Annotated in this window: 15 protein-coding genes; 7 read left to right on the top strand and 8 right to left on the bottom strand. The window is 40.7% G+C overall.

The annotated features are described in order from the left end of the window. Positions 1 to 142: 142 nt before the first annotated feature. The 3 genes from ACED20_RS13000 to ACED20_RS12990 are packed head-to-tail and all read right to left on the bottom strand — an operon-like array spanning position 143 to position 3,186. Positions 143 to 1,246, bottom strand: coding sequence for an HlyD family secretion protein (locus ACED20_RS13000; RefSeq protein WP_294225712.1), 1,104 nt, complete (start codon positions 1,244 to 1,246; stop codon positions 143 to 145). A 19-nt stretch (positions 1,247 to 1,265) separates the two neighbouring features. Beyond that, positions 1,266 to 2,576, bottom strand: coding sequence for a TolC family protein (locus ACED20_RS12995; protein WP_294220074.1), 1,311 nt, complete (start codon positions 2,574 to 2,576; stop codon positions 1,266 to 1,268). After that, positions 2,560 to 3,186 carry a TetR/AcrR family transcriptional regulator gene (locus ACED20_RS12990; RefSeq protein WP_345766167.1) on the bottom strand — a complete coding sequence of 209 codons (627 nt, stop codon included), beginning with the start codon at positions 3,184 to 3,186 and terminating at the stop codon, positions 2,560 to 2,562. The genes ACED20_RS12995 and ACED20_RS12990 overlap by 17 nt, the downstream gene beginning before the upstream one ends. Before the next feature lie 361 nt (positions 3,187 to 3,547). Between ACED20_RS12990 and ACED20_RS12985 the strand changes: the two genes are divergently transcribed. Beyond that, positions 3,548 to 4,540, top strand: a complete 993-nt coding sequence (locus tag ACED20_RS12985) for a hypothetical protein (RefSeq protein ID WP_378105012.1) — start codon at positions 3,548 to 3,550, stop codon at positions 4,538 to 4,540. 25 nt (positions 4,541 to 4,565) lie between these two features. Here the strand turns inward: ACED20_RS12985 and ACED20_RS12980 are convergent, their stop codons facing one another. After that, positions 4,566 to 5,681, bottom strand: coding sequence for a DNA polymerase III subunit delta' (locus ACED20_RS12980; RefSeq protein WP_295212633.1), 1,116 nt, complete (start codon positions 5,679 to 5,681; stop codon positions 4,566 to 4,568). A 457-nt stretch (positions 5,682 to 6,138) separates the two neighbouring features. On the opposite strand from ACED20_RS12980, the gene ACED20_RS12975 reads away from it, so the two are divergent. Genes ACED20_RS12975 through ACED20_RS12965 form a run of 3 tightly spaced genes read left to right on the top strand, consistent with a single transcriptional unit; the run spans position 6,139 to position 9,068 of the window. Next, entirely contained in the window at positions 6,139 to 7,425 is a 1,287-nt protein-coding gene (locus ACED20_RS12975; protein WP_294232732.1) for a hypothetical protein, read from the top strand. Between the two features lies 1 nt (position 7,426). Continuing rightward, a complete protein-coding gene (gene lptC / locus ACED20_RS12970) occupies positions 7,427 to 8,020 on the top strand; it encodes an LPS export ABC transporter periplasmic protein LptC (protein ID WP_294232734.1) in 594 nt (197 codons plus the stop codon). Between the two features lie 4 nt (positions 8,021 to 8,024). Next, positions 8,025 to 9,068: an anhydro-N-acetylmuramic acid kinase gene (locus tag ACED20_RS12965; RefSeq protein WP_294232736.1), complete on the top strand. Its 1,044-nt coding sequence runs from the start codon at positions 8,025 to 8,027 to the stop codon at positions 9,066 to 9,068. Positions 9,069 to 9,183: 115 nt separating this feature from the next. Here the strand turns inward: ACED20_RS12965 and ACED20_RS12960 are convergent, their stop codons facing one another. After that, entirely contained in the window at positions 9,184 to 9,615 is a 432-nt protein-coding gene (locus ACED20_RS12960; protein ID WP_378105007.1) for a hypothetical protein, read from the bottom strand. A 195-nt stretch (positions 9,616 to 9,810) separates the two neighbouring features. Here ACED20_RS12960 and ACED20_RS12955 point away from each other — a divergent pair, with 195 nt between their 5' ends. Continuing rightward, the gene (locus ACED20_RS12955) at positions 9,811 to 9,933 is read left to right on the top strand and encodes a hypothetical protein (protein ID WP_294203373.1); all 123 of its coding nucleotides are present in this window, start codon (positions 9,811 to 9,813) and stop codon (positions 9,931 to 9,933) included. Between the two features lie 67 nt (positions 9,934 to 10,000). Here the strand turns inward: ACED20_RS12955 and ACED20_RS12950 are convergent, their stop codons facing one another. Continuing rightward, positions 10,001 to 10,390 carry an SRPBCC family protein gene (locus ACED20_RS12950; RefSeq protein ID WP_294203372.1) on the bottom strand — a complete coding sequence of 130 codons (390 nt, stop codon included), beginning with the start codon at positions 10,388 to 10,390 and terminating at the stop codon, positions 10,001 to 10,003. Between the two features lie 39 nt (positions 10,391 to 10,429). On the opposite strand from ACED20_RS12950, the gene ACED20_RS12945 reads away from it, so the two are divergent. Beyond that, the gene (locus ACED20_RS12945; protein WP_378105002.1) at positions 10,430 to 11,041 is read left to right on the top strand and encodes an NUDIX hydrolase; all 612 of its coding nucleotides are present in this window, start codon (positions 10,430 to 10,432) and stop codon (positions 11,039 to 11,041) included. Here the strand turns inward: ACED20_RS12945 and murF are convergent. Both murF and gldJ read right to left on the bottom strand, forming a co-directional pair. Next, a complete protein-coding gene (murF, locus tag ACED20_RS12940) occupies positions 11,034 to 12,305 on the bottom strand; it encodes a UDP-N-acetylmuramoyl-tripeptide--D-alanyl-D-alanine ligase (protein ID WP_378104999.1) in 1,272 nt (423 codons plus the stop codon). The genes ACED20_RS12945 and murF overlap by 8 nt on opposite strands. 64 nt (positions 12,306 to 12,369) lie before the next feature. Next, complete coding sequence (gldJ, locus tag ACED20_RS12935) at positions 12,370 to 13,965, bottom strand: gliding motility lipoprotein GldJ (protein ID WP_294203367.1); 1,596 nt, start codon at positions 13,963 to 13,965, stop codon at positions 12,370 to 12,372. Positions 13,966 to 14,129: 164 nt separating this feature from the next. On the opposite strand from gldJ, the gene porU reads away from it, so the two are divergent. Continuing rightward, positions 14,130 to 18,035, top strand: coding sequence for a type IX secretion system sortase PorU (porU, locus tag ACED20_RS12930; protein WP_378104997.1), 3,906 nt, complete (start codon positions 14,130 to 14,132; stop codon positions 18,033 to 18,035). Positions 18,036 to 18,092 lie beyond the last annotated feature (57 nt).

Genomic DNA, 18,092 nt, shown 5'->3' with positions numbered 1-18,092 from the left:
CGCTCTGCTGCAAACTGACAATTCACTTATAAATTATTTCTGAATAAATGAATTGCCAATGGTCTATCCATCTTCCATCAATTCTGCTTCCTGATTCCTCTTCTATTTCCCTCCGCAGCATTGACAATTCATTTGTATTGTATTATTTTAAAGAAACTTCCGCTTTTACGTTCATTCCTGTCCTCAACCTTTTGGCAATGTTTTTATCAAGGTTTACAAAATCGATTTTTACCGGAAGCCGCTGAACCACCTTTACGAAATTACCACTCGCATTGTCCGGAGGAAGAATAGAAAAAGTAGCTCCGGTTGCCGGAGAGAAAGAGCTTACCACCCCGTCAAATTCCTGGTCAGGGAAAGCATCAATTTCAATTTTCACCTTCTGCCCTTCTACCATTTTATCCACCTGCGTTTCCTTAAAGTTGGCTACAACCCACTTCTGGTCATTTTTTATCAAAGCAAACAATTGGGAACCTGCCTGTAAATATTGTCCGGCCTGGATCGGCACTTTTCCTACGTAGCCGTCTTCCGGTGCTAAAATTACTGTGTAGGATAAATTCAATTTGGCATTTTCCACATCCACTTCTCTCTGCTTGGCCACGGAACCTGCCACACTGATCTGCTGTGAGCTTGCCGCTGTCTGTGAAGAAGCGATATTCGTCTGCTGGGCAATCTGGTTTCTTTGGTCGATAAGAACCTGCAGCTGCTTATCGGCTGTTTGTTTGGCAGCCAGCGCCTGCTCATACTGCTGCTCCGTAATGGAATGGTCTTTTACAAGATTCGCATATCTTTTAAGATCCTGTGAAGTTTTCCAGACATTTACCTTTGCCGCTTCAATCTGTGCATTGGCTGTGGTTACCGCGGCTTCGGAAGATCCGATATTTTTGGAAGTAGCAGTAGTACTGGCCTGTGCGTTGGAAATATTGCTTTTAGCTGTTGCAAGAGCTGCTTCCGCCTGTTCAAGAGCCAGCTTCTGGTCTCTACTGTCCAGCACGATCAGGGTATCCCCTTTTTTTACGAACTGGTTATCTTTTACTTTTACTTCCGTTACATATCCTGAGATCTTGGAAATCACCGGGGAAAGATTGGATGCGATCTGTGCATCATCGGTCTCTTCATGAGACTGTCCGTAGGTGTAGGCATTAAATCCGTAGATTCCTCCGCCAATTAAAACAACCGCTAAAATAATAGGAAAGACTAAACTTTTTTTCTTCTTAGGTTCAGTGGCTGGTGTAGTATTATTTTCCATGTTGGGTATCGTTCTTTATTTATTTAATTGTTAAAGTTCCTGTAGTCTGTAATAGTTTGCGGTAGGCCAGAGCTGCATCTGCTTTGGCATTGATAACGCCTACATTGGCCGAAATCTGTGCGGCATCTGCATCCAAAAGCTCAGTCATGGTAGCCAGTCCGTTATCATATTTATTTTTTGTGATCCTGTAGTTTTCATTGGCCTGTTCGGCAGATTTTTCAAAAACGGCGATTCTCTTTTTAGAATAATCCGTATTTTGGTATTCCCTGTTAACATCAAGCTTGATATTGTCGTTCAGAAGCTCGTTGGTGGCAGCCAGCTGCATTTCCCGTGCCTTTGACTGCTTAAGGGACGAATTTTCTTTCCAGAGGTTGGAAAGGTTATAGGAAATCCCGACCCCGAAGTTTACCGCATTATAAATCGTTAAAAACTTAGGAATATCCGCAGCCACATATCCTCCGGTAAAGGCGATTGAAGGAAGATTTTCTGCCTTGGCAGATTTTGTTCCCAATGCGGCAGCCTGCCTTTGCTTATCCAGTGCCTGAAGATCCTTGCGGTTCTCCCTTGCTTCACTGATGTAAAAATCAACCGGCTTTACTTCATTTCCTTCCTCAATATAATTCTGGTCCACTTCAATTTCCGTATTTTCAGGAAGCCCAAGTAATAAATCCATATTGATGTTGGCAATATTGTAATTATTTCTGGCTTCCAGCAGCTGAAGTTCTACATTGGCAGTCTGCAGACTTGCTTTTAAACGGTCATTCCTGGCAATAACTCCGTTATTTTCCAGTTTCAGGAACGTTTCATCCCTTTTCTGGGAGGCTGTAAGGTTTTCTTCCAATACCTTAATCGACTGGTTAGCCTTAAATAAATTATTGTAAGCCTGGGCCACATTGTAAGCAATTGCCACTTTATCGCTTTCAGTACTTAATTTCGAGGCTTCCACAAGATACTTTGCGGACTCAATCCCATATTTTATCCTTCCGCCGCTGTAGATCGGAACACTGAGGTTCGCAGATCCGTAAGCGACCTGGTGAATTTCCGGTCCGCCACCCGAAACTCCGGGAAGCTTAATGTTTACATTAGGTTTGAGGGGAAGATACAGGTAACTTCCCGATACGGAAAGCTCCGGCAGCTGCCTGTTTTTAGCCGCCAGAAGATCTGCGGTGGCTTCTTCGATTTTCGCAGCATCAATTTTCAGGTTTTTGCTGTTCTGTATACCCAGCTGCACGGCTTCATCCAGCGTGAGTGTTTTTTTCTCCTGGGCATTTGCGTATGCAACCCCTACGAATAAGGCCAGCGCAAGGACTGAGTTATTTATTTTCTTCATAACCTAAAAGGTCTTTTAATATGTATTTAATATGTTTGTTAAGCTCTGTGTAATATTTTTCTTCGAAAACATCTTCGGCATTGGTATCGTTCAGAAATTCCTTGTACATCTCCTTGGCATTGGAAGCATAAAATAAAGTTCCGCTTACTGTGGAATGAAGAAGATAGATCGGAGGATTTTTGGTAAATATTCCTTTTTCCAGCCCAATTTCCAGGATCTTCGAGTAGACGGCAATAAATCCGATTTTGGTCTGCTTCAGAAATTCCACAATATGAGGATTCTGGGTATGAAGCTGCTCGCGTTGCATAATCCTGTAAAAACATTTGTGATGTCTTACCCTATCCGTAAACTGGTCTACGATTCTGGCTATCTTTTCCCATTCGTTCATATCCGTTCTTTCCAGAATATCTTTTGAAAAAAACTGTCCTTCATTCATCCTGTATTCTACCAATTTTTCGTAGAGCTTTTCTTTTGAGCCGAAATAGTAAGAGATCATGGAAATATTTACATTTGCTGCCTTAGCAATCTCCCGGGTGGAAGTTCCTTCAAAACCTTTTTCCGCAAAAAGCTTTTCGGCAGCAAACAATATATTTTCTTCTTTTGAAATCATCTTGGGTGTATCTCACTTTTTGAGGTTGCAAATTTACGACCAATTCTGAATAAATCAAACGATTGATTGATTTTTTAATATAATTTTAAAGTTAAATTATTTAAACATATGTCTATCAGATATTTAATATTAATTCAAAATATTAATAATAATTATAGAGGGGTAATATTTTAGAATTTTACCTGTAATTGTTTTACTATTTTAAGGAGGCAGCTGATCATTTTTCAGAAATATCTCTATTTGAATTTATATTCGTATTCATGGAAAAAAACGACCTTTTCCTAGATTATGCCCACTTTCATTTGAACATTGAATCCAATTAAAATGAATTAATAATTATATTTACCGGAAAAAACTAATTATGGGTCTATTCAGTTCCCTTTTCGGGAATAAAAAAAACAAGTCGGAACAAACTGCAGAAACGAAATTACAACAGGAAGAACAAGTAAAAGCCCTGACAGAAGCCGGAAAAAAATTTGATCTTGAAATTACCGAAGCATTTCAGAGATACTATTCCGACCCTACCCTTACTGTAGAGATTGAAATAAAAGACGACAAAGGAAACATTTATCCTCCGCATATGGTTTACGAAGAACTTTTTGCCGAGTGGGCCGGAATCCGGTCAAAATGGGACAGAATGTCGCTGCTGTACAAATTCTGGGATCAGTCTCAACCGCAAAGGCCCGAACACTGGCAGGTACTGGAACGGTATACGAAAGACCGCTATCCCAAGATCGCCCTGCGGTATCTGGAAGAATTTTTAAAGGATAAGGTAGAATTTGAAGCCAGAGAACTGGTGGCCATTTCAAAAATGTATCGTTCTCTGATCCAGAATGATACCGCCCAAAGATATATTAAAGAAGCTTACCGCAGATTTCCGGACCAGGATCCGGTAAAAGTGGAATATGCCACCGTCTTACACCTGTCAGAAAATCATGATGAACGGGAAAATGCACATAAGATTTTCAGGGAAGTTTTAGAAAAAAAATTAAAGAGAGAAGATACGGACAGCCTTTTCGGATGCTTCCTGTTTTCCGAGGATTATGTAGACTCTTCTGTTTTTGCCCTGTCTTATCTTATAGCTGCCGAAGCAGAAAATGATCAGTGGGATATCCTGGCAGAAGAATATTATTACTGTCCGCTTTTCAGATACGAACACGCTGTAAAGCTTTCCAAATCAGACGAGCCTTTGCGGGCTTTGGCAAAGCTTACTTCATTGAGCCAGGAATTTCCGTGGTTCAATAAAGCTGTCGAAACCACGATAAGCAATATCCATTCGATGAGAAAACAGATGAATTCGCCGGAATTCATGGAAAAGGAACTTCAGGAATTCCAAAGCCTGAAGAATCATTAAAAAAGGGTTTATAACTGAAGTTTCGTTAATTTTTATGAATATATCTTGAAAGTTTAATCCCAAGGTCGGTCCATACGATCTTGGGATTTCCGTTTCGGGTAAGGTGCAGATCGGCAGTGCTGATTTCTTCCAGGATGCTTTCTATATTAGCTCCGGAAATGAATTTTGAGAAACCGGTCCAGTTGAAACCGTTGGCATCGATTTTTTTGTATACCAGCACCTCCGACTGATAATTCTGAAGCAGTGCCAGCCTGAAAATCTCCGAACAGTAATTCAAAAAATTCTTCTGTTTTTCGCGGTTCCAGCCTGCAATTTCCCTCGCCCATAAAATGATGCTTTTTAAAAATTCCGGTTTCTTTTTTACCATGAAAGCATCGCGTACCCACTGTACAAACAGTTTTTCAAACTCTTCATTTTTACTTCCCGACTGTAACAGTTTAAGGGCATCATTCAGATCGCCCTGGGCTTCATGGACGATTTCTCTGATCTTTTCTTCCGGAATGCTGAATTTTTTTTTCAAATAGGCTTCCAAATCTCCATCGGTAATCCTTGGGACTTCTACGATCTGTGTCCTGGAAAGAATGGTCGGCAAAATGTCGTTAACCGATTCTGCGGTAAGCAAAATGATGGTTTTAGCCGGCGGCTCTTCCAGGAATTTCAGGAATTTATTGGCCGCAGCAATATTCATTTTATCCGCTCTCCAGACAATCAGGATCTTGGTCCCGCCTTCATAGCTTTTTAATGAAAACTTCTGGTTCTGGTCATCGATTTCATCTGCCGAAATAAACAGCTGTTTGTTCTCCGACTGTAAAAAAGCAGTCCAGTCGTCATAACTTGCATACGGAGATTTCATTACCATTTCCCGGAATTCTTCAAATTTATTTTTACTCAAAGAATTTTTATTGTCTGTAAAAACGGGAAAGCTGAAATGCAGATCGAGATGGTTAAGATGTTCTACTTTTGAAGCGGCGTGCTCATTCTCACGGCTCAGAACCTCCCGGGCATACGCCAGAACGACAGGCAGCGTCCCGTATCCTTCTTTTCCTGTGAAAAGCTGGGCATGGCTTACTCTGTTTTCGGCGATGCTGTCTCTGAGAAGTTTTTTAAGGTTTTCCTGGCCGGCGATATTTTCCCAATTCATGGGTCAAAGATAAAAAAATTGTAGGTTATTGTGATGTCAATTTTATTTCATAAGTGAATTTTGCACTGCAAACCAATGGTGAATTGTGAAGTACCTGTAGCGGATTTTTTAACGCAGGGATCGCTAGGTTTTGTTTAATAGCATAAATAGCATAACGTAGATTTTTCGGTCGCGAAGGTACTTCGACAAGCTCAGCGTAAACTATTCACTCAGCAAATGATAGCAATGGATAATTGACAGGCGAAGCATTTTACAATAAAACTTTGCGGGTCTTAGCGTTGGAAATTCCAGAATACAGCAAACTAAAAATTGACAAGCGAAGTGAATTGACGATTCACCGTTCACCATAATAAGCCTGCGGTTTCCCTCTGCATCTGCCTTAACAAACTTTAACCTCATATAATTTTTACAATTCATTAATATTTAAGATATTTGCGCATTGTTTTAAAAATAAAGAATGAAAAAAATCTTTGTACTATCATTCATATCAGTTGGGTATTTCCTTAATGCGCAGAATCTGAGTAATTCACCTTATGCAACTTACGGAATCGGAGATGTAAAATATGATAATACGATCGAAACGTCCTCTATGGGAGGTATATCAACCGCTTTTATAAGCGATTTTACAAGTAATTTCAATTTTGCAAACCCTGCAAACAACGCCAACTTCGAGCTTACCAGCATCAAACTGGAGGCTACCAACGAAAACAATTACTTTAAAACAGATTATAACAATACGAAGTCTACCAAACACTCTACGTATTTATCCAATATTTCACTGGCTTTCCCTTTGTCTCCAAAGCTGAAAATGGGTCTTTCCTATCAGCCGTACAGCTCAAAAAGCTACAACATCCTTCATGAAGATAAAAATGAAAATGGTGAAATCATAAGATTCAACAGGTTCAAAGGAAGCGGAACATTAAATACCGCCCAGATCGCTTTGGGATATAAGGTAACGGATAAACTCGCCCTGGGAGCAAGAGCCAATTATTATTTCGGAAATCTTTATGACCTGAATGAGCTGGCACAACCTAATGCGGAACTGATCAACGGTTATGAGACCAGAAACAGCATCCACAATTTCAACTTTACCTTAGGGGCTAGTTACCAGAACCTGAATACCAGTACAGACCGTAAGTTTACCATCGGTGCCACGACAACTTTCGGAAACACCAGCAACATGACGACGGATTATGTAAACAGCACTTATTTTTATGCGGATGCTGCGGGTAATACAAAGAGCAATGAAAGCATCATTGAACAGAAAAGTACCAAGTCTAAAAACCTGCTTCCACTGCAGGCTTCTGTAGGAGTCGGTTACGGTGAGGAGAACCAATGGTTCGTTTCCTTACAGGGAGATTATAAAAAAGGGGAAAGCATAACGTATTTCGGAAATACCCTGGATCTTCAGAATTCCTACAGGATTTCTGCAGGAGGATGGTATCTGCCGAACTATAACAACTTCAGGAGCTATTTTTCCAGAATCGTTTACCGTTACGGGGCCTTTTATGAAAAAGGAAATCTTCAGATCGCCGGGCAGAACATCAATAAATTCGGGGTTTCCGGAGGGGTTCTTCTTCCATTCAAAAACAGCAGCATCACCAGGATGAGCGGATTGGAAATCGGTCTTGAGCTGGGAAAAAGAGGAACGCTTAAGAATAATCTGATCAACCAGAACTTCATTAACCTGAAGGTCGGCTTCAATTTTGCTGACAGGTGGTTCAGAAAAACGCTTTACAACTAATATGATGTTTTTTAGAAACATACTCCATAAAAAAAATATAGCATGCCTTTTTAGTTGTGCTATATTTTTTATTATGACTTCCTGTGAAGAAGATCTTACGAAATCCAATTCCAAGCAAAGTAAAAACTTCGCCTCACAGATTATTAACAATGCCTATATTATCCAGCGGGATTCGGGATTTGTAACCATGAGGGCAAAGGCTCCCATCATTGAAAAATATGAGCTCATCGACAGTCCTTATACGGTTGCGAGAAAAGGGATTGACATTCAGTTTTTCGATAAAAAGAAGCCGAAAATCCCGGGAACCATCAAAGCAAAGTATGCCAAGTTCTACGATTATAAAAAATTCTACGAAGCCAAAGGCAATGTAAGGATCACTACGAATGAAGGCGATAAATTTGCCATGCAGAGTGTGTACTGGGACCAGATCAAGAAAAGCATCTATACCCGCGATACGGTATATGTAACCAGAAAAGACGGCAGTACACTGATCGGCTCCCATGGTATGAGAGCTAAAGATGATTTTTCGGAATATGTATTCTTCCAGAATTCCGGTGATTTTGCCGCTCCTGAAATTTCCCAAAACAAAAAATAACATCATGATTTTCCATGCCATCGGATTAATGTCCGGAACAAGCTTAGACGGGCTTGATATCTGTCTCGCAAGATTTGAAAAGCAGACGGCATGGAGCTTTGAAATCCTGGAAGCCCAAACCCTTCCCTATCCTGAAGAATGGGAAGAGAAACTCAGAAATTCCATGCATCTTTCTGCGGAGGAATTATTGGCACTGCATTCGGAATATGGCTTTTACCTTGGAAAATCGGTTAAAAGTTTTATTGAAAAATATCAGCCGGAGCATATAGGTCTGATCGCTTCCCACGGTCATACGGTTTTTCATCAACCCCATAAAAAATTTACGCTCCAGATCGGCGACGGCAGGGCCATTAAGCTGGAAACACAGTTACCTGTGATCTATGATTTCCGGAGCCAGGATATTCTGATGGACGGAAACGGTGCGCCACTGGTCCCGATTGGTGATGAGCTTTTATTTTCACAGTATGATGCCTGTCTTAACCTCGGCGGCTTCTCCAATATTTCCCTGAAAGTTAATCATCAGCGGATTGCCTTTGATATTGCACCCGTCAATATTATTTTAAATGCATTGGCCCAGCCATTCAATAAAAACTTCGATGAAAATGGTGATCTGGCGAGACAAGGAAAAATTAATCAACCCTTATTGGATGAATTGAACGCATTGCCATTTTATCAGCAGGCCCATCCGAAATCTCTGGGAATTGAGTGGTGCAACGATTGTATTTTTCCTTTATTTCAGGAAACGGATACGCTTGATCTGCTGGCAACCTTCACAGAACATGCGGCCGTACAGATTTCAAAGGTTTTGAATGAAAACCGGTTAAAAAAAGTACTTTTTACGGGAGGAGGAACTTATAATGCCTATTTAATCGAAAAAATCAAAGCCAAAACAAAAGCTGAGATCATTATTCCATATAAAGATATTATTGATTTCAAAGAAGCTCTGATCTTTGCTTTTATGGGCGTTTTAAGACTGAATAACGAGATTAATGTATTATCTTCCGCTACGGGAAGTACTGCCGATCATTGTTCAGGAGTTATTGCATAACAATACAGTTTCACAGCTTAATACATCAATCTTCTTTGGTTACTTTTATATCTGTAAAATGTCCCAATATTCCCGGACCTATCCACAAACCGATACTTTCCCTCATATCTTTCCCCTACTTCAGGTCGTTGACGATCAATGTTGGCTGAGAAGCATCGTTAACGTAAAGCCTGGCCGTTTCATCCTTTACCACAATTTTTATTCCGGTCCATTCCGCTGGCACTAAATCGACATAAGCTTCATATTCCCCCGGCGTTTCCTTCCTGAGTTTTTCCCACGGATATCCGGGAATGGAAATATACTGGCTGGAATAGTTTCTGCGCAATTGGTCATTGGCCCGCCCATTGGTAGGACGCACGTAAAAGACCTCCATTTTAGAAGCATCCGAAGCTGCTCTGAAAGCAATCCCTACAAATTCACGGGCCTTCTCTCCGGCGTTGGCAAGCGGTTGTCCGGAAACGGTAGCTTCGATCGTCCCATTATAAAAATTAGTGTTTTTAAGGATTGCGACGGTTTTGTCTCCTTCGGGTTCGCCTTTTATTTTCAAGGCCAGCGCATCTTTACCCTTATGAACAGATTTTTAGACAGTTACCTGAAACGTTACTATATCAGACGGAACCATTGCTGTATTTTGTGCTTTGCAACCTAAACCGAATGTATTTTTACCGATTTTAAAAAACCAGCAGGCTACGGAATCGGGCCGTTAAGCGACAGTGACGCAACATCAACGGATTTCCTGGAAATGAAAAACGTACGGACTTCCGGAACCGTTGTTATCGAAAAAGACCAGAGCAAGCGCAATTATTTACAATTGGCAGAAAGTTCGACAGGTAAAGACCTGAATGCCGGACTTTTTAAGAAATAAGGATCAATAGCTAATACAGGTACTTATTAAATGAAAAAAACCTTCAGCAGTGAAGGTTTTTCTATTATTATTTATAAGCTTCGATCTTATCCGTTAAGGTATTGATGAAATTCTGAAGCGGCTTTTCAACCATCATTTTGATGAACGGGTTGAATTTTCCCTCGAACAGCATCTGTACTTCGGTCTGGCTTTCATTCAGAGGATTTATGGTTGCCGTTAAAGAGAAATCCAGACTTGAACTTGCCGATTTCAATACTGCTTTCTGATCGTTCACTTCATCGATTTTCAGGGCGATTTCCGGCATTCCCTGCAGTCCGAATTTAAATCCATCCTCTCTTGTCTCAAACTTCTGAAGACCATCCGGCATAAAATCTTTGTAATTTTCCGGCGATTTCAGGATTTCCACCAATTCTTTAGATGATTTATTGACAATAATCTTTCGTCCTTCTAAATTCATTTTTTATTTTTGTATTAAATTCTTAATTCTTACAAATATATGTATAAAGTTTTTGTGAACGAAAAAAAATTACTGTTGTCTAAGCAATCTGAAAACTTAGAAAAAACGCTTGGATACGAAAACGTCACAAGCCTGGAGATCGCCCTTGATCTTCTTGAAAATACATCGGTAAAGGAATTAAATGTTTTCGGCGAAAACCTTGATAAAATTTGGAACGAATTCCAAAAGCTCTTCAGGATTATTGAAGCGGCGGGAGGATTAGTGAACAATACACAGGGAGACCTTCTTTTCATTAAAAGACTGGGCAAATGGGATCTTCCGAAAGGTAAAATGGAGAAAGGCGAGTCGCGCGAGGAATCTGCTGTTCGCGAGATTGAAGAGGAGACCGGACTGGCAAATGTTGAACTGATACAATTCATCAATACCACCTATCATATTTATGTGGAAAGAAATGGAGATAAAGTTCTGAAGTGCACGCATTGGTTTGAAATGAGCTTTGATGGAGAAGACACCTCAAAACCACAGATCGAAGAAGGAATCACCGAAGTGGCCTGGAAAAACACCGCACAGATCAAAGATGAAGTTTTCCCAAGCACATTCAAAAATATCAAACTGATCGTAAAGGAATTCTGGGATCTTAAAACTAAATAAAATTAACTGATTTTTCCAGCGCGATTCCTCTGGAACCTTTCAGCAATATATTTTCCGACTTAATTTTGTTAACCTTTAAATATTCGGTTAATGCTGCCGTATTCTCAAAGCTTAAAGGTGATGAATGTACATTTCTGAAATTTTTGCCTACGGTGATAATCTGGTCAAACCCTAATTCTTCTGCAAGTTTCAGGATGGCTGCATGTTCTTTTTCACTTTCATCACCCAGTTCCAGCATATCGCCGATAATGATGGTTTTAGAGCCTTCAAACGTAATAAAATTATGAAGAGAAGCCTGCATGGAACTTGGATTGGCATTGTAGGTATCCAGTACCAGCGTTCTCCCTTCTTTTTTTACGATCTGGGAACGCATATTCGTCGGCATATAATTTTCGATGGCATCCTTTATTTTACCGAAACCGATCCCGAAATGAAGTCCCAGGCTTGCTGCAGCACACAGATTGGTAAAATTGTAGTCACCGGTAAGTTTTGAAACCGCGCTGTCACCTTCATAGAACAGGCCTACAAAATTTCCTTCTGAAAATAATTCAAAATAATACTCTGAATCTTTCTTTCCGAAAGTGATTTTCGGCGTATACCCCTCTGTTTTTTCCACTTGAACAGGGTCGTTTTCATTGACGATAATGGTCTGTCCGTTATTCTTAAGATAACCGTAAAGCTCGGATTTCCCTTTGATCACCCCTTTAAACCCGCCGAATCCTTCCAGGTGCGCTTTTCCGAAATTGGTAATATACCCGAAATTGGGTTGAGCGATGGAGCATAAAAATTCGATTTCTTTCTGATGATTCGCACCCATCTCAATCACAGCCATTTCATGCTCAGGCTTAATAGAAAGCAGAGTAAGCGGAACGCCGATATGATTATTAAGGTTTCCCAACGTATACTGAACGCTGAATTTTTCTGAAAGGACCGCATGAATAATTTCTTTTGTCGTAGTTTTACCATTACTTCCTGTAAGTCCTATGACCGGAATCTGCTGCTGCCTTCTGTGATGAATGGCCAGTTCCTGTAAAAATTCTAATGTGGAAGGAACATAAAAAATATTCTTTGCTTTGTCTTCAAAATTCTTCTGCTCTACGATGACCGCCAAAGCTCCTTTTTCTAAAGCCTCCCCGGCCAATGTTGCCGCATTGAAATTTTCTCCGGAGAAAGCGAAGAAAATATCATTTTTTTCTACTTTCCTGCTGTCGATGGTCACCTGATTCGCCTGTAAAAACAAAGGATAAAACTGTTCTATATTCATACTTCAAAAATAAAAAAACCTTCCAGTATTTTGGAAGGTTTTTTTGAAAATTATTTAGATAAAATTATCTTCTTGTTCTACTCTTATCGTTAGCTCTGGCATCCTGTGCAACACGGAAACCGATCCATCCGAAAGCTCTGTCCTGAGATTTGTATCTTCTTTGTCCCGGATCCAGCCAGTAAGCCGTATCCTGCCAAGAACCACCTTTTACTACTCTGATATCGTTGGTAATGTCAGAAGTTCTTTCTTTTTTATCTTTCTGCAATACAACTTTACCGTTAGCATCTACAATAAATCTGGATTTAGGAGCATTGTACATGTTGTAAGAAGAAGCAGAATCCGAAGCATTTCTGTAGTTCAGGGAAGACATTCTGTCTCCGTCTCTATAGTTTCTGTAATCAGCAATCGTTTCTTTTTCAAACTGTCCCGGAAGGTTTCTGTAAACCAGTCTTCCGTCGGCCAAAGTATCATATTTGATGCTGCTTTCGTCTACCATTTTATACGTTCCGTCTGCATTTTTCACTACAGCCTGAGGCATGTTTCCTCTGTAATAGTTGAAATCGCTGAAATCTTCATCGATGATCGGTCTGTATACGTCAGCCGTCCATTCTGCAACGTTTCCGTACATTCCATAGATTCCAAGATCGTTGGAAGGATATTGTCTTACGTCTGAAGTTTTGGCAGATCCGTCGTTTTTCCATCCTGGAAGACCAGAATAGTCACCGGCGCCCATCTTGAAGTTTTCAAGGAACATTCCTCTTTCTCTTCCTTTGGTACCTCTTAACTTATCGATTTCAGGCTTTTTACCTAGGTATTGGTTATACTCTCTGTTTTTAGCCATACCCAGAGCTGCATATTCCCATTCCACTTCTGTAGGAAGCCTGAATTTCGTTACCATGGCAGCGTTAGGTGCTCTGTTTGCAGCAAGCAGTCTCTGGTTGGTAGTTTTCATACCTGTTTTCTGCTGCATTCTCTTTTCATTGATGTAGCCTTGCATTTCAGGATCATTCGATTTGAATTTATCCATGTTGAATGCCGTTCCACCTTGATTATTGGATTCGTTGATATACAGGTCTTTCGCAATAATACCGGCCTGCATCAGCGCTTTTTCATTAGCTCTGTCAGACAACCATTCGCAATATCTGTTGGCCTGGGTCCAGGTTACGCCCACTACAGGGTAGTAATCGAATTCAGGAGAACGGAAATACGTTTCGTTGAAATCATTTCTAGATAGTTTGTTGTCCCACAATAAGGTATCCGGCAATGCACCGTTATAGATTTCCTTAAAGCTTGGGTCACTCGGAGGGAATACATACTTCAACCATGTAAGGTATTCGCGGTATTCGTAGTTAGTAATTTCAGTTTCCCCGATGAAGAATGAACTTACCTGCATTCTGCGCGGTGCGTTATTCCAATCGTGCATAACATCATCTTTCACTAATCCCATTGTAAAAGTTCCACCTTCTACATATACCATTCCCGGCCAACCTTTTTGTTTTTGTTGCTTTCCTGCAAAAAACCAACCTTGTTTCTCGTTTGGTTTCCAACCTGTTTTGCTGACAAATTTTTTCGTACCGCCGCCATTATTAGATCCTCCGCAACTGGTTAATGCAAGTGTAGAACTTAATGCTATTAATGAAAACAACTTTAGTTTTTTCATAGTCGATATAAATATTTTCAAAGTACAAAGAAAAAGTAAATTATTCAATAAATCAAGTAAAGAGTTGATTTTTTTGAAAAACGTTAACAAATTAATTTTATTGTATCACAATTTAATTATAAAATTTTCATTTATTTTGTAATTCAGAAATTTCAACCATAAACATGAAACAAAAAATCTCACTTTTATTTCTATTATGCTTTGTATCAATGCTCTGGGCTCAAAGGGTCACCATCGAATGGGATGGCTCTAAGATCAGAGACTTTGGAGATACAAAACTTAATCTCCCAAATTTCAAAAATCAAGGATTTTTATTCAGCCAAAATAACATTTTTATCACAACCAAACAACAGGTTGGCGAAAAGCAGCTGAAAATTTCCAATCCTGTTTGGGAAAACATCTCTGCCGGAGCTTTGTATGAAATAAGCAAAGATCTCCTACCGGACTATGAAATAAAGGATGTGGCTTATTATAACCTCGATGGAGACCGTTACGCCAGCATTAATGTTTCCTTATTTAAAAATGTAAAAGGGCAGGTGCAGCGGCTGTCTTCATTTGAAATTTCAGAAAGCAACATACCCAACAGCATTGGCAGCACGATGAAAGTGGGAACCGCCAACAATCCTCTTTCCGCCGGAAATTTCTATAAAATAAAAGTCGACAAATCAGGGATTTTTAAAATTACCAAGCAGTTCCTGCAGGATAATGGCATCAATCCGTCGTCCGTAAACCCAAAAAACTTCAGGATCTACGGGAACGGAGGCATTATGCTCCCGGAGTACAACCAGGATGTGAAATACAGCGCGCTTCAGGAAAACGCGATCCAGGTAGTGGGAGAAAATGACGGGGTATGGAATGACAGTGATTACGCCCTTTTTTACGCCCAGGGGCCGAACGGCTATAACCTGTACAATACCGCCAACGGTAATGGTTATAAAAGAGTAGATACAAGAAACGACAGAAGCGAAAACGTTAAAAATATTTACGAAGATTATTCCTATTATTATATTAATTTCGATAAAGGTCCTGGAAAGAGAGTGCAGCCTGTGGATGTGAACCTGCCTTCTACTCCACTGATCACCAGATTTGACAACTACCAGTTTATCAACAACGACCAGAAAAACCTCATGAAGGTGGGCCGTATCTGGGTGGAAGATACCCCGTTTACCACAGATAAAACGATTACCTTTAATACGGCGTCTCCTATACAGAGTGGTGACCAGATCCGTTACCGGGCACAGGTAATTGCCTACAAATCACAGCAGAACAGCATTACGTATAATATCAACAATCAGAATCCTTTTCCTGTTGCGATTCCGGCTCCAAACTCCAGCGGAACTTATGAATTTTTCACCACCCGGTACAACGGAACGATTTCCGGATTGAGCGGAAGCCAGATTACCTTCAATTTAAAACCGAATATTTCGGTAAACCCGAACGGAACTTTCTATCCCGATTATTTTGAGGTACAATATAAAGATAACCTGAGCTTCAACGGAACTCAGATGAATTTCAGGGATTATTCCATCGTAAGCGGAAGCAATACAACGTATGGCTTCAGTTTATCCAATGCTTCCGCAGCAGAGCAGATCTGGGATGTTACGGATATTACGAATGCCAACAGAAGGGTGAATAAAGCAACAGGAAATACGACCTTCAATTTCGGATATACCGCTTCCGATCCTAATTTCAACAATGAATTCGTGGCATTTAAAGCAGATGCGGCATACAGCCCCCAGTTTGTAGGAAGGATCAATAACCAGAACCTTTCGGCACTGCAGAATGTGGATTACCTTATCATTACGGTTCCGGAAATGATGGGACAGGCCCAGCGGCTGGCCAATTATCATCAGACCAAAAACAATTATAATGTACAGATCGTAGATACGGATAAGATTTATAATGAATTTGGCAGCGGCAGCAGGGATCTTACAGCAATCCGTGATTTTGTGACCAGACTGAATACACCTTCCGGAACCCTTAAATATGTTTTTATTTTGGGAGACGCTTCCTATGATTATAAAAACAGAATTTCCGGCAACTCAAATATTGTTTCCAGCTACGAAAGTGAGATTTCGCAGGATGTGATCCGGTCTTTCATTACAGACGACTACATCGTAATGACCAAACCGCAGACTACCCAGTTTATCGATTTCAATCTTCCCGATCTTCCCGTAGGAAGGCTTCCGGCAGGAAATGTGACAGAAGCAGGAAATATGATCGACAAAACCCTTGCTTATTATAATGGTTTACCGGGACAGTCCACGCCGTTCGGAGAATGGAAAATGAAGTTGGACTTTATCGTAGATGATGACAACGACGGACCAAATTCTACTCCTTTCCATACGGTAATGAACAATACCCTGGTGTCTGTTTTCGAGCAGTCCAACTCTACAAATCTTAAAGAATACAATATAAGAAAGCTCTACCTGGATGCATTCCCGGCACAGAGTACGGCAGGCGGACGGCGATATCCGCAGGTAAACCAAGCGATCTCCAACGATATCGGAAACAGTTTATATATGTTTTACTTCGGGCACGGAGGGATTAACGGCTGGGCTCAGGAAAGGGTTTTAACCTTAAGCGAGGTTCAGAATGCGAATAATTTCTCAACGGTGTACAGTAGATTCCCCTTTGTATCTACCATTACCTGCGAATTTACCCTTTGGGACGATCCCGACACCTCTTCGGCAGGTGAGCAGTTCATTAAGCTGAAACAGGGCGGCCCCGCCACGATGATCACTTCAAGCCGTGCCATCGACGTGTCTTATGGAGTAACCTTTACCAATACCTTTACCCAGAATATGTTCAAGCTTACCAGCGATGATTTTGATACGCTGGGCTATGCGCACTTAAATGCTAAAAAACAGGAAGGCGCTTCTACAGAACACCTGAAGGTAAATTTCCTTGGAGATCCGGCTATGAAGCTCAGCAGACCGAAAAGGCTACTGGTGATCGATAATATCGATACACCGGTTCCTGGCCTGATCAGAGGATTAGATTTCGTAAAAATCAAAGGCCATGTAAATAACCCGAACGGTACGGTTAATACTACCTTTAACGGAAGAGTGGTAATCAACATTTTTGATAAGAGATTAAATAAATCCACTTTAAATAATAGTAACGGACTTACTCCTATTCTTCAGTACACCGAAGAAGGAAGTGCCATCGTCAAAGCTTCGGGAACAGCCGTAAACGGAGTATTCACCGTAGAGTTCTATGTTCCGAAAGACATCAATTATGCTGTAGGTACGGGAAGAATCCTGGCCTATGCGGATAACAAAGCCAGTGATGTATTCAATAACCAGGCGGTACAGGTAGGAGATCTTAACCCGAACGGGATTAATGACAATCAGCCGCCGAAGGTAAAATTGTACATGAACAATACCAACTTTGCAGACGGCGGTATTACCGATCAGAACCCGATGCTGCTGGCGTGTATTACCGATGATACCGGAATTAATTCCACAGGGTCTGGGATCGGTCATGATATTACAGTATATTTGGACGGGCAAATCATCAATACCGTAGTGCTGAATGATTTTTATGCCTCAGGAGAAGGAAACGGATGCTTGAGCCCTGGGCTTGCAGATTATCAAAAGGGAAATGTAACATACCCTTTCAGAAACCTGGCTATCGGACAGCATCAATTAACATTTAAAGTTTGGGATATAAACAATAATTCCACAACGTCTACGTTAAACTTTGAAGTTAAGGATGAGGCCGATCAGCACCTGGTGATCAACCGACCACTGAACTGGCCGAACCCGTTTACCAATAAAACGTATATCCAGTTTGAGCATAACTGTGATGATATCCTGGATGTGAATGTTCAGATTTATACCATTACCGGAAAACTGGTAAGAACTTTATCGCAGCCGGTAGTGGCAGAACCGTTCCTGCAGGGCTTCAGAACGCCACGTCAGGCCATCGAATGGGACGGAAGAGACGATTTTGGGGCAACTGTTGCAAAAGGTACGTATATTTTTAAGATATTTGCAAAAAGTCAGAATCAAGAAAAATGCAAAGGAAGTGCTACAGCTGTAGAAAAAATGGTACTTTTGAAATAAATTTAAAACGATTACAGTAAACATATTAACGAAAAACTGATAATATATAAAAGACAA

The organism is Chryseobacterium sp. sg2396, assembly GCF_042610505.1.
In the GTDB taxonomy this organism is placed as follows: Bacteria; Bacteroidota; Bacteroidia; order Flavobacteriales; family Weeksellaceae; genus Chryseobacterium.
Note: the sequence above shows the minus strand (reverse complement) of the source record. Positions and strands in the feature narration are given on the sequence as shown.